We start from the raw sequence: 13,064 nt of genomic DNA, 5'->3' as shown, positions 1-13,064 counted from the left end.
TATTTTGCTTTTTATTGTTTTATTCTTTTGCTGACATGCCAGCGGCCAAAAATGGAATGAGAATATCGACCACTGCCTTCGCATCTATCTTTCTGTCATAGTCATTCTCTGCAATTTCTATTAGAGCTTGGCTAGACGCCATGGTGAAAACACAAGTCCCAAGGGTGAAGTGTAAACGCCAAAATAACTGCTCTTGAGTGAGGTTCGGATTCGCCTTCATTACTGAAGTCGTAAACAGAGTCAGTACTTCGCTGTAGCGAGTTGTAATGAACCAACGCAAGTGACCTTGCACATCCGTATAACCTCGACCGATGAGTAACATAAATCGGCTGGTACCGTTTGGCCTAACATCATTCAGTGCTCTTAGCGGTTGTCTTAAAGACTCAAACACATCACTCATAGAATACGTTTCGTTCAAGTTTAAGTTCACTAAAGCGTCTTGCAGTGCAGGCATAAATGCTTCTAAGTATCGATTTAATACGGCACGAACCAGAGTCTTCTTATCGCCAAAGTGGTAGTTCACTGAAGCAAGATTGACATTGGCTTTACCCGTAATAGTGCGTAAAGAGGTGTCATTAAAACCATGCTCAGCAAATAAGCCTTCAGCCACATCTAAGATTTTGTCTTTGGTTGTACTTCTTGGTGCCATTTCAATCACTCGTATTAAACAACTGTTTGAAATATACGCTTAGAACATTTATTTAACAAGCAAGCAACATCACATTTTCACCAATTGGTCGTACCAGTCAGCAAGAATCAGCTCTAACCGATTGAATCGATGTACGTTTAATAAAAAAGGAAAAATTATTGAATTTTCTGGGAACTGAATTAGAAATGGAGGGTCATAAATTAAGTAGAAAACAGAGTATTTAGAAGTTTAACAGGCCGTCAAACTTGTTTCTCTCCCTGCTTTCTTAATTACTGCATTTTCCTTATTAACTCCTATACTTGTATCCGCCCAAACCGCATTGGTTTGGGCTTTTTTTTGCCTATGATTCAAGCAGCTTTTAATTTCAGGCAACTTTTCTTCGGCTAATGCTGGGTACAAAAAAGCCCCCGAAACCGAGGGCTTTCATTACGTCAAGCTATGGAGCATTCCACGATGCCTATTAGGCTGCATCGTTTTTAATAAGCTCTCCCAATATTGCGAGATCATTACCCAGGTCAACTGAAGCACCCATTTCCGTAGTGATCCCTTCTATCACGATTGTTTGAACGTCGTCTCCACCATTGATTGGAATAGACAAAGCGATGTCTTCGCCATCGACCGACACTTCGATCATATCAAGAAGCTCGGCCATTTGAGTTTCGTCTTGTGGATCTTCAATCAGATCATTTAGGTCGATCAAATCACCAGAGCCATTGGTATAAAGCTCAAAGTCTTTAATGATGTCTGTACCATTATCGAGTGCAGAGTCTAACCAGGTGAAAATATTGTCATCGCTATCACCAATAAGCAGATCATTCCCAGAGCCCGCAAATAAAGGCTCGTTACTCGCAGCACTAGTCACGTTATATTGTTGTGGTTCTTCAATATCAACCGTCACCGTTTCGACTGTACTTTCAGCGCCATTTGAATCTACTGCGACATAGTCAAATTGAGGGTCATCGGTTACAGCTTCATTACCTTGTACATAACGCAACTCCCAACTGCCCCCAGTCGATGACAGCTCCATTCCAACAATTGGATTACTTGGTGATGAGTAACTGAAGTCGTAAAGAATCTGCTCATGACCAGTATCACCTTCGTCTTTTTGATACTGCTCTGTGTGGGTTGTACCGTCAGCGAAAGTATAAAGTACTTCAACATAAACATTACTATTAGTGTTGAACGACCCGCCCAACCCATCTAATCCAAATTGAACGACTTCAAGTGGATTGTTGGTAAAATCTAAGACCAAGGTTTCTTGCATGTTCATTCCTTGGCCGTCAGAGTCACCAATACCAAAGCCGACGTGAGGTTGTTCCCCTTGGTACTGCTCAAGCGGTTTATCGTTATTGTCTTCAATAGATAATGTAATTGTGTTGCCGTTAGCTAAGGTAATTAGCCTTTCGGTTGGTGATACCGCGACACCCCAATTATAGAAACCATCAACGAGATCTGGCATATCGTCTGGATCGCCACTGAAGCCCATTTCAAACATCTCTCCGGGCCCGGCAACGAAGCTAATATTATTTGGAACAAACAACACACCGTTGTCGACATCAGACTGCACAATTTCTCTGGTGACGCCATTTTCATCGGTATACAAAAGGCTGCCGTTGGTTGGCAAGCTTTCTATCCGAATATTAAGTGGAATATCGTCATGGTCATCTTCTATATCTGAGATGTAATCAGGCATACCGCCATCTTCAGAATCGAAGAGGATTGGTATGATCGCGTCTTCATCATTGACGACCGTAAAGCTGGTCGCTTCAGGCGCATCGTTGACACCATTGATTGTTATCTCGATAACATGCTCGACACCATCGATGGCGGTTACGACATATCGCTCAATAACCGTGTCATCATCATTCAAATATTGAACCGCATCGTTATCAACGACATAACTCCATGCCCCTTCGGGAGTAATCGTTAACATCCCCAAAGCAAGTGCATAAGTAGACCCAATAGGGCTAAACACACCATTAGGTTTAAAGGCCGGCATATCGCTGGTATCGACATCAGTAATCGTTAAAGTACCAGACACCGAGAGTTCGTTGGTATCAGGATTGACATCAACATCTTCCGTCACCTCTCCCATATCAGAGTCACCTTCCCCAACGGTGATCTCGGATGGATCATCGGCACCGTTGATGGTGATGGTCACTTCACTTGTGGTTCCGTCAATCGCAGTAACAGTGTAAACCTCGGTGACGAATTCATCGTCATCAAGATATTGCACATCGTCGTTGTCTACGACGTAAGTCCATTCGCCATCGTCGGTAATGGTCAACATACCCAACGCGGTATCATTGGTCGAACCTTCAGGATTAAACGTTCCGTTAGGTTGAAAAGCCGCAACATCGTTAGCATCAACATCGGTAATCGTCAGTGTTCCCGTCGCCATCAAGTCGTTGCTTTCTGGATCGACAGCAACATCTTCCGTCACCTCACCCATATCAGAGTCACCTTCGCCAACGGTGATCTCGGATGGATCATCAGCACCGTTGATGGTGATGGTTACTTCACTGGTGGTCCCATCAATCGCAGTAACCGTGTAAACCTCGGTGACAAACTCATCGTCATCGAGATATTGCACGTTGTCGTTGTCTACGACGTAAGTCCATTCGCCATCATCGGTAATGGTCAACATACCCAACGCGGTATCATTGGTCGAACCTTCTGGATTAAACGTTCCGTTAGGTTGAAAAGCCGCGACATCGTTAGCATCAACATCGGTAATCGTTAGTGTTCCCGTCGCCATCAAGTCGTTGCTTTCTGGATCGACATCAACATCTTCTGTCACCTCACCCATGTCTGAGTCACCTTCCCCGACAGTAATTTCGGATGGATCATCAGCACCGTTGATGGTGATGGTTACTTCACTGGTGGTTCCGTCAATGGCAGTAACAGTGTAAACCTCGGTAACAAACTCATCGTCATCAAGATATTGCACATTGTCGTTGTCTACGACGTAAGTCCATTCGCCATCGTCGGTAATGGTCAAAATACCTAACGCGGTATCATTGGTCGAACCTTCAGGGTTAAACGTTCCGTTAGGTTGAAAAGCCGCGACATCGTTAGCATCAACATCGGTGATGGTTAGCGTTCCGGAGGTTGTTAAGTTGTTGCTCTCTTGGTCAACATCCACATCCTCAGTCACTTCACCTGTGTCTGAATCACCTTCGCCAACGGTTATATCAGATGGATCATCGGCACCGTTAATCGTGATAGTTACTTCGCTCGTGGTACCGTCACTGGCTGTAACGGTATAAACCTCTGTCACGAATTCATCGTCGTCTAGGTACTGCACGTCATCGTTATTGACTACGTAAGTCCAAGCGCCATCAGGTTCGATGCTCAATACGCCAAGTTGTGAGTCGTTTGTTGAACCTACGAGGTTAAACTCACCATCAGCTGAAAAGGTAGGAGTGTCGCTATCTACGTCTGTAATCACGATCTGACCAGACGTCACTAATTGGTTGGTGATGTCATCGACATCAATGTCCTCAGTCACACTGCCTGAATCATCAGTGGCTACAGCCGCATCATCAGTACCAATAATTGTGACTGTAATGACTTGCTCACCTCCATCAGAAGTTTGTACTGTGGTTGTATCTTGAATTTGCTCTCCGTCAGCAAGTTCATCATAAGGACTGTTGGCTACGAAGGTCCAAGTACCATCCTCATTGACGACAAAGGTACCGAGGTCATTGTCTCCAGCGACCTCTTTGCCAATAAAGGTAACGTCCGGGTCGTCGCTGGTTAAAGCGCCACCGGTTTCAATTGGTTCATCCTGCTCAAACTCAATAACGTTAGTTTCACCTGAAATAAGCGCAAAAGCGATGATATCAAAAAGAGCAATACTTTGAGTTTCTGACAATCCTTGAGACTCAAACCCGTCAGTTTCAAAATTCGTGGCAGCTTGAGTTTCAGCCCCAGTACGTTCAATCCTACCGCTGTTGGTCAAACTCGAGCCTTCCTCACCAGCTGCAGTGTCAAACTCATCTCCTAGTTCCGTTGGATCAAATCCTTCTTCAATAGCACGCTGAACTTGAGCGATCGCATCATCAGTATCTAGTGCATTTTGTTGGCCCTGGTTATCTACAAAACGTGCAGAAACACTTGGCACATTTTCTTCACTAGTATCAAAACTGATAATTACGTCGCTAGCCGCTGGTTGTTCGCCCGGAGACAAACGTCTAACTTGGCCTTGAGCGTCGAGCACAACACTCCCGCTAGCAAGACCTAGTATATTTAGGTTGATGTTTCCCATATCCATATTCCCACTTCTGCCCAGAACATGCCAAACGCGGATTCAATCCCACTCTGCGCTGTGGCTATTTCCTACACTAAATTTAGTAGTGCCACTATTGATAATCAACTCATTAGAAGCGTGTAAATCTGGCGATTTTCAAATTAGTCAATAGCAATAGCGACTTACATTCAAAAAAAAACCAACAAACTTCGCATTTTTTTGCAAATGTCCTAAGCTTCGTTTAATACCCTTCTCTCAATCTAACGGGAAACGTAGGTTGGGAAACGGATGAGACATTGAAAGTAGAAGGAGAGCTACTTTGAAATTGTTTAAATTATCCATCATGTGTTGCTTAGTTGCTGCACCACCACTCACCGCTCAAACTCTAGAACAGTCTGTCGCTATTACCTTGGCAACGAATCCAGAGATAAAAAGCATCTTCAACGAATATGCGAGCGTGAAAAAACGTAATGATGCATCTGGAGGAGCGTACAAGCCGAGTATCGACCTTGATGCTGGTATTGGTTACGAAGGCATAAATCCTGCACCAAATAACGGCCCCGATACCGATCTAACAAGAAAGGAAGCGACGATTTCCCTCACGCAGTTGCTGTGGGATGGTTCCGCGACTCTATACGACATTGATCGTACCGCCGCAGAAGCCGAGTCGGTTCGTCTACAATTGATCGCAGATGCCGAAGACAAAGCGCTGGAGGTGACACAAATCTATCTAGACGCGGTGAAAGCCACTGAGGTGTTGGCACTGTCAGAAAGCAACCTTTCAATACACAAAAAAATCTATAAAGATATTAAGAAACGAGCTAATTCTGGTATAGGTTCAACAGCGGATGTGTCGCAAGTAGAAGCTAGGATTGCAAAAGCTCATGGTAACTTATTGGCTGCACAGAATAATTTGATCGATACACATACCCAATTTAGACGTGTGGTAGGTCAAGAACCCCTAGGTTTAATTTACCCAAGAGCTGATATTTCTAGAATTCCTTTGTCGTTAACGGACGCCATTGTTGATGCCTTAGACAAACACCCCGTGATCAAAATCGCGGCAGCTGATGTTGACGCTGCGCACTTCCAATACAAACAATCGAAAGGCGTGAACTACCCTACCTTCTCCATTGAAGCATCACAGTCATGGCGTGACGATGCAGGTGGCGATGAAGGCTCAAGTCAAGAAACGCTCGCGATGCTGAGAATGCGATATAACTTGTACAACGGTGGAACTGACAGTGCTAATTCTGAAGCTGCTGCTTACCAATTAAACAAGGCAAAAGATCTGAGAGATCGTGCTTATCGCCAAGTGGAAGAAGGCCTTCGCCTTTCATGGAGCGCCTTAGATCTCACGCTACAACAAAAGAACTTCCTATCTGATCATGTTGATTCAGCTTCGGAAACCGTTATCGCATATGAAAAACAATACCGAATAGGCAAACGAACTCTGCTTGACTTGCTCAACACTGAGAACGAACTATTTGAAGCCCGCAAAGATTATCTAGATGCCCATTACTCTGAACAGTACGCTAAATACCGTGTAATGAACGCAACAGGTTCTTTATTGAATGCTCTACTGGTTGATATTCCAGAAGAGTGGACAACGGCTATGGAGTATTAATGATGAAAGTAACTTACTTATTACTTCCCGTATTAACGATGACTTTATTTGCCTGTTCTAGCCAACAGGAAGAGGCTTACATCGAGACACCTGAAGCAGAACAGATTGCAGACCTGCAAGACGACGACAATGATGGTGTGGTAAACGCTCGAGACACCTGCCCAGGAACGCCTGAAGCGTCACAAGTCGACAATGACGGCTGTGGTGAAACGATTCGAGCAGAAGAAGTCAGACAGTTAAAAATACTCTTTGCTCATGACTCATTTGAAGTGAACCCAATATTTTCTGATCAAATCAGCACGATGGCTGAATTCCTTGAGACTTACAAAAGTGCGTCGATTGAAATACAAGGTTACGCGAGTAAAGTGGGTTCCAACGAATACAACTTAGATTTATCAAAAAAACGAGCGAACAATGTTCAAGATGAGTTACTGTCGAATGGTGTAGAGCCAGATCGAGTGAGAATTGTCGGTTATGGTGAAGAACGCCTAGAAAACGAGGGGGATGATGCTACTTCTCATGCACTAAACCGTAAGGTAACGGCAACCGTGGTTGGGTTAAGTGAACAAATCGTTGAAGAGTGGACCATTTTTACCACGCTAGAAAAATAACGTGACATCGTCACTAAAGCTATAAGACGGGTTATCTTACAAAGACAGCTTAACAGCAAGATCAAGAAAGCCGTGATGGGGTTGCCCATCACGGCTTTTTTGTTCTTTGTTGTCACATGAGTCAAGGGATGACTCTGTGACTCTTCTTGCTACTCAGGAGTTGACTTGTTACTCAGTGAGTAGGCTCGCTATCAAGTGAACCTACTACCGAATATAGTTTTACTTACCAATTATAGCTTTACTTCTTGTTGCTTAGTCTTCGGTAGAGAAATACTTAGCAGGCAGTAACCTAAGATAGCTGCAGTCGTTGATCCCATCAGGATACCTAATCGAGCGAGCGTATCAAAGTCTGCGTTCGTTGGACCAAATGCTAGTGATGAAATAAAGATAGACATCGTAAAGCCAATACCACACAACACAGATACCGCGAAGATGTTCATGAAATTCACACCTTCAGGAAGTTTAGCTACACCCGTTTTCACTGCGCCCCAGCTGAATAGGAAGATACCTAGCGGCTTACCAACCAATAGACCCATAGCGATACCAAGCGGTAACATGCCTGTAAGGTTTGAAATTGAGATGCCTTCAAGTGAGATACCTGCGTTTGCAAATGCGAAGATTGGCAAAATTGCAAAAGCGACGTATGGGTGCAGAGCATGTTCTAGATGTTTCAGTGGAGAACGCTCCCCTTTATTGCCTTTCAGTGGGATAGCAAAACCTATAACTACACCAGCCAATGTTGCATGAACACCAGACTTCAATACTGCGAACCACAGAATTGCACCGACAATGAGGTAAATACTTAGCTTAGTCACATGCTTGTTGTTTAGCATGAACAACACACCCGTTGCGATGAAGCCAACCGTTAGTGCAAGCGTCGATAGATCGCCTGAGTAGAACAATGCAATGATAACAACAACACCTAAGTCATCGATAATTGCTAATGCTAGTAAGAATACCTTCAAGCTTACCGGCACTCGGTTACCAAGAAGAGCCATGATACCCAATGCGAATGCGATATCTGTTGCTGCTGGAATAGCCCAGCCCTGAAGCGCTTCAGGGTTACTTGAATTGAATAGCACGTAAATAAGTGCAGGAGCTAGCATACCACCCACAGCTGCAATAGCTGGGAAGATTGCTGTCTCTTTAGACTTTAATGCGCCTTCTAAAAGTTCACGCTTAACTTCTAAGCCGATTAGAAGGAAGAAGACAGCCATTAAGCCATCGTTAATCCAGTGAGACACAGACATACCAAGAACGTAACTATGCAATACGCCTTGGTACATTTCGTTCAGTGGTGAGTTTGCTACAAACATTGCGATCGCCGCAGCGATGACTAGTATGATGCCGCCAGCAGATTCCATTTTAAAGAAGTCACGGATGACGTCGGTCATGATTTCGCCCTTATATTTATTATTTAAATAAACGAATAACAAAGAATAACCATGAGTTTATATCCAAGCGTAATCGATAGATAATCACTTCTTCGGATGTTTAACTTCGGTTTTTCCTACAAATACTAAACAATACGTCGTATATTCCATAATGTTGTTATGCACCATAAAATAAGTATAGATGAGATCACAAAGGCTGTATGCACAATTAATCAGGGGCTCACAAAAATCATGAGCACAAAAAAGGCTATCAAATGATAGCCTTAGGTGTTTTTAGTAACCAGTTAACTGCATAAAGCCTGTCGCTTCATGACTTCCGCTCGCCATAATTGGCCCTTCCCAATATGGTATGACAAATGGCAACCACATATCTCGGCGTTTAATGCGTGTCGTGAGGTTAATATTGTGCTGTGGCACGTTAATAATCCATTGGAGCGGCATTCTTCTACCATTCTGTAGCGTCGTATTCTGTAAAGGCTTGATAGAAATATCGGAGTCCGTTAACTGATACACCTTGCCCGAACGAGTGGCCAATGTTCCAAAAACATAAGGCAGTTGTTGATTATGGCGGTAACGGTTAATGCTCAACGCTGTACCATCATCGAGATTAAACACGAACCAATCCCAGCCTTGTTGACCCACTCCGAGCAAGCCACTGCCCCACTCTTTATGCACCCAAGCCGTGCCTTCTACTTCCTTGGTAACGCCGTCCAGATTCAATACACCGCTTAGGGATAAAAATGGAGCGCTGAAGTTATAAGACGCGACAGGCAATAAATCGTGCTTTTTCTGGTAACCATTATCGCCGTTGAGCACATATGGCCCTTTCGCAATGGTGTCGAGTTCAAGACCAAACGTATCCGTTTTCACTTGAAGGCGACCAGGAAATGGTGTGTTGCCAAGGGCGCGCCAGTTCCAGTTATCAATCCAAATTCTAAATGGACGACTGGTCATTCCCGCTTGGCCAATACCGCCACGCGCTAAGCGTTGCTCTTTCCAAATCTTAGAATCAGAAGAGATCACGACATTTGAAATATAGACCTGTGGGCTTTGCCACCCCGGCGTCTCGCGTTCGTCAGTCGCTATTCGGAAGAAGCTCCATTGAACCGAGTACTTTTTACCATCATCCCCTTTTAGAGAAGCAAAGTAATGCCACCACTCGTGTTGAAATTCTGGGTGGAATTGGAAGTCTCGAGGTAACGAAACACTGCGGTCAGGTAACACAGGCTCGAATACATTAAAGTGCTCGCTTACAAGCACTGAATTGACCTCGTTCACGCCTTTCTCACCAACATCAACAAAGTAAGAGTAGTACGCCCAGACACCTAAAATGGTGCCAAAGAAACCGATCAATAATAGAGAGGAGACAAATCGGTGTCTGAATTTCGTTGAGCCATTTCGTTGAAGCATATTAAAGCGCATCCCTCAGTGATTTCATCGGGGTGTTCCGAATCATTCTCATCACTGGCAGAGCACCAGCTAACATCAATGCTGCCATAGCCCACGCAAATGTCTGTAAATAGTCCCAGGGAATCACTTGCAACTCGAGTGACCACCCAAAAGACTGCTTGATCACGATATCGACGATCAAACTAGCCAACGCTAAGCCGAGCGGAATAGCAATTAAGGAGGAAATAAGCCCGAACACAAACAGTTGTAAGCTACCGGTCAGAATCAGTTCTTTCGCTGAGACACCTAAACAGCGCTGTAACGAAATATGCCTTTGTCGAGACACTTCACCCGCAACCGTTGCGAAGAAGATGCCGAAGACTGCAATGACTAATGTGATGTTGCCCAATGTATCTGCAATCGCGAACGTTCTATCGAACACACGCATCGCTTGGCTGTGAATATTGTTGTTATCGAAAATACGCTCCGAGCCAAGCCTGAACACGCTTTCTAAGCGGCTTCGAAGCCCTACTGAATTCACATCATCTTTGAGTATTACGCCAAGGCCCACATTGCCCCGCCCTGCAAATCCATACAGCCAGTTTCGATGCGACATCATGACTTGATGGTAAGGGTTACCGTAATCGTAATACACACCGACAACCTGCCAACCAGAGCCAAGATTGTCATAGAGATCAATGTAGTCACCAGGGCGAATACCCAACTTGAGAGACATTGATTCGCTGATCAATACACCTTTAGAGTGATGTAAGTGATACCAGTAATTAGGAATACCTAATTTGATCGTCAGCGCTTCTAGCTCACCTTCAGAAGGGCCTGTACTGACCACTTGAATGCTGCCAACTGGAGATGCAACATCTTTCTCCCAACGCCACCAAACAGAATCCACTTCAGGTTGTTCTGACAGCCAGTTACTCATACGAGCAGCACCATTGTTGGTTGGGTAGATGTAAAGGTCTGCCGCCAAGCGCTGTGTTAACCATTTATCTGTGGTATCTCTAAAGCTACCGACCATGGTTTCTACACCAATATTCGCGGTTAGCGCCAACATAAACGCCATTGTCGCCACACCACGGTAACTCATGCTTGAAGCGGCATCCGCGAAGAACCAACGAGCACGAACCCAACGTAATGAATAAGACAGGCTGTTAAATAACTTCCACATCAAGAACGGCGTAAACAGAGCCACACTAACAAGCATCAGCGCGATAATCGCAAAACCCGTTTCTTGAGTCTGAGGAGCTTGATACACAGCAACAGCTGCAACCAAGAAACCACAACCAATCAAAGCCTGCCAAGTGAATTCAGTACCAGCAAAGCGCATCAAAGATAAACGAGAGGTCAAACGAATCGGTTGTGAACGAAGCAGACGAACCAATGGCCAAGCACACGCTAGGAATGCACCAAGCAATGCCATTAATAAGCTGTAACCGCTCCATCGCCAATTCCAGTCGATAGTTAATCCAACGTTGGCGTCATATAAGTCACCTAAACTTGAAGATACCGCTGGTAACAGTTGGTTTGCCAACATGACACCGAATACATTGCCGCAGATCCAGCTCAATACCACCAATAACAGTAATTCTAAACAAAGCGCTTTAGCCAGTTGCCAACCCGACACACCCGTCTGCCTTAAGATTCCAACTAACGGTTGGCGCTGAATAAACGACAGCGACATCGCTTGATAGAAAATGAATAAGCCAACCACAAACGACAGCATACCCATCGCTTTTAGATTTAAGTGAAACGCGCTGGTCAGCGACTCAAGCTCAGCTTTAGAGCTGCGAGAGATCGTCAAACCATTAGGCAGCATGTTTTTAAGACGCTCAAACTTCTCAGGTGACATATCTGAACACGCAATCACAGACAGCCCAGCACTGCGTTTGAGCATTCTGAGCAAAGAGATATCTGCAATCAGCCTTGTACCATCAATCAGGTTTTTTTGATCAACAGCGATAGGACCAAGCTCAGAACCATCCATGAGAGGAATGTAGTCACCGTTATTCCATTCCATGTGTTCTGCGAGATCATCACTCACAAGGATTGGGTATGGCGGCTTCATAAGGTTTAACGTAGTGAGATCTTTTAACGCAACACCCGGCTGAAGCTGAAGCATAGACACAGGATCGATGCCAATAAGCATAAAGTTCGCGCCATTTTCATCAGTGATACGATGGTGGTCAAAAGGAGAGCACTGTTGAAAGCCTTCACGGCGAAGCTGGATATAAAAACCTTGCGGGATTTTATTGGCGTTGTGTTTTGGTCGAATACGATAAGGAAGAGGATTCGAAAAGAGTTTTTCGCCATGCGCATAGCTTTGCTTGGCGTGTTGGTTGATAGCAGTAACACCAACCAAAAGTGATACGCCAAGGGTTAAACCAAGCCATACCAAAATAATCTGAAGTGGGTAGCGTCGATAGTGACCGAGTAGTGCCTTAACTACGGGCCATAACATGCAGTTGCCCTCCTTGTAGGCGGATTCTGCCGTCCATGTGCTGTGCTACTTTTTCACTGTGTGTCACCAACAACAAAGTGCATTCTAATTGGCGAGCCAAAGAGGTCAGCAAACGCATTACCGCTTCTGCATTACGCTCATCTAAACTTCCCGTCGGTTCATCGGCTAACAGAATTTTAGGTTCCATGTACAGAGCACGAGCAATCGCTGCGCGTTGTTGTTGACCACCAGACGCTTCTTCAGGGTAACGTCCAAGTAAAGGCATAAGGTCTAAAGCAGAAAGAATCTGTCTCCAGAGGCCTTTGTCTTCAGGCAAGCCTTTTAACTGGCGACAAAAACGAATATTGTCAGCAATATTAAGCGTTGGAAGTAGGTTGAATTGCTGGAAGATGTGACCAATATTATTTCGGCGATATGCGGTGCGATTACGTTCTGTCGAATCGTGCATATTGAAGTTTGGGAAAGCAATTTCGCCAGAGTCTACTAGGTCTAAACCCGCGATAAGATTCAGTAATGTACTTTTACCTGAGCCACTTTCGCCCATTAGTGCAAGCTGGTCACCTTGGTTTAATGTTAGTTCAGCACCTTGCAAAACAGGGTGAAATTCCCCCCCGTCGACATAGCCTTTACATAGGTCTGACAGCTTTAACATTAAACAGCTCACAT

9 protein-coding genes are annotated in these 13,064 nt (G+C 44.6%); 2 read left to right on the top strand and 7 right to left on the bottom strand.

Annotated elements, in window-relative coordinates:
• Positions 1 to 19 precede the first annotated feature (19 nt).
• The 3 genes from psrA to DUN60_RS04465 form a co-directional block, all read right to left on the bottom strand.
• Positions 20 to 649, bottom strand: a complete 630-nt coding sequence (gene psrA, locus DUN60_RS04475) for a TetR family transcriptional repressor PsrA (RefSeq protein WP_004734681.1) — start codon at positions 647 to 649, stop codon at positions 20 to 22.
• A gap of 228 nt (positions 650 to 877) precedes the next feature.
• The gene (locus DUN60_RS24655) at positions 878 to 1,048 is read right to left on the bottom strand and encodes a hypothetical protein (RefSeq protein ID WP_235447387.1); all 171 of its coding nucleotides are present in this window, start codon (positions 1,046 to 1,048) and stop codon (positions 878 to 880) included.
• A gap of 61 nt (positions 1,049 to 1,109) precedes the next feature.
• Positions 1,110 to 4,919, bottom strand: coding sequence for a VCBS domain-containing protein (locus DUN60_RS04465; RefSeq protein ID WP_114633278.1), 3,810 nt, complete (start codon positions 4,917 to 4,919; stop codon positions 1,110 to 1,112).
• A 301-nt stretch (positions 4,920 to 5,220) separates the two neighbouring features.
• Here DUN60_RS04465 and DUN60_RS04460 point away from each other — a divergent pair, with 301 nt between their 5' ends.
• A complete protein-coding gene (locus DUN60_RS04460; RefSeq protein WP_114633277.1) occupies positions 5,221 to 6,528 on the top strand; it encodes a TolC family outer membrane protein in 1,308 nt (435 codons plus the stop codon).
• The gene (locus DUN60_RS04455) at positions 6,528 to 7,139 is read left to right on the top strand and encodes an OmpA family protein (protein ID WP_114633276.1); all 612 of its coding nucleotides are present in this window, start codon (positions 6,528 to 6,530) and stop codon (positions 7,137 to 7,139) included. The genes DUN60_RS04460 and DUN60_RS04455 overlap by 1 nt, the downstream gene beginning before the upstream one ends.
• 230 nt (positions 7,140 to 7,369) lie before the next feature.
• On the opposite strand, the gene nhaA is transcribed toward DUN60_RS04455, so the two are convergent.
• The 4 genes from nhaA to DUN60_RS04435 form a co-directional block, all read right to left on the bottom strand.
• Positions 7,370 to 8,533 carry a Na+/H+ antiporter NhaA gene (nhaA, locus tag DUN60_RS04450; RefSeq protein ID WP_054546583.1) on the bottom strand — a complete coding sequence of 388 codons (1,164 nt, stop codon included), beginning with the start codon at positions 8,531 to 8,533 and terminating at the stop codon, positions 7,370 to 7,372.
• 273 nt (positions 8,534 to 8,806) lie between these two features.
• Positions 8,807 to 9,955, bottom strand: coding sequence for a lipocalin-like domain-containing protein (locus DUN60_RS04445; RefSeq protein ID WP_114633275.1), 1,149 nt, complete (start codon positions 9,953 to 9,955; stop codon positions 8,807 to 8,809).
• A complete protein-coding gene (locus tag DUN60_RS04440; RefSeq protein ID WP_065205488.1) occupies positions 9,945 to 12,398 on the bottom strand; it encodes an ABC transporter permease in 2,454 nt (817 codons plus the stop codon). Before DUN60_RS04440 ends, DUN60_RS04445 begins: the two co-directional genes overlap by 11 nt.
• A complete protein-coding gene (locus tag DUN60_RS04435) occupies positions 12,379 to 13,050 on the bottom strand; it encodes an ABC transporter ATP-binding protein (protein WP_004734674.1) in 672 nt (223 codons plus the stop codon). Before DUN60_RS04435 ends, DUN60_RS04440 begins: the two co-directional genes overlap by 20 nt.
• Between the last annotated feature and the right edge of the window lie 14 nt (positions 13,051 to 13,064).

Source organism: Vibrio splendidus (assembly GCF_003345295.1).
Taxonomy (GTDB): domain Bacteria; phylum Pseudomonadota; class Gammaproteobacteria; order Enterobacterales; family Vibrionaceae; genus Vibrio; species Vibrio splendidus_K.
This window is presented reverse-complemented; position numbering and strand designations above follow the sequence as displayed.

Bases quoted from the DNA above. Each gene is read 5' to 3' on its own strand.
- DUN60_RS04435 (WP_004734674.1), bottom strand. From the start codon at position 13,050: ATGTTAAAGCTGTCAGACCTATGTAAAGGCTATGTCGACGGGGGGGAA.
- DUN60_RS04455 (WP_114633276.1), top strand. From the start codon at position 6,528: ATGATGAAAGTAACTTACTTATTACTTCCCGTATTAACGATGACTTTA.
- nhaA (WP_054546583.1), bottom strand. From the start codon at position 8,533: ATGACCGACGTCATCCGTGACTTCTTTAAAATGGAATCTGCTGGCGGC.
- psrA (WP_004734681.1), bottom strand. From the start codon at position 649: ATGGCACCAAGAAGTACAACCAAAGACAAAATCTTAGATGTGGCTGAA.
- DUN60_RS04445 (WP_114633275.1), bottom strand. From the start codon at position 9,955: ATGCGCTTTAATATGCTTCAACGAAATGGCTCAACGAAATTCAGACAC.
- DUN60_RS04440 (WP_065205488.1), bottom strand. From the start codon at position 12,398: ATGTTATGGCCCGTAGTTAAGGCACTACTCGGTCACTATCGACGCTAC.
- DUN60_RS04465 (WP_114633278.1), bottom strand. From the start codon at position 4,919: ATGGGAAACATCAACCTAAATATACTAGGTCTTGCTAGCGGGAGTGTT.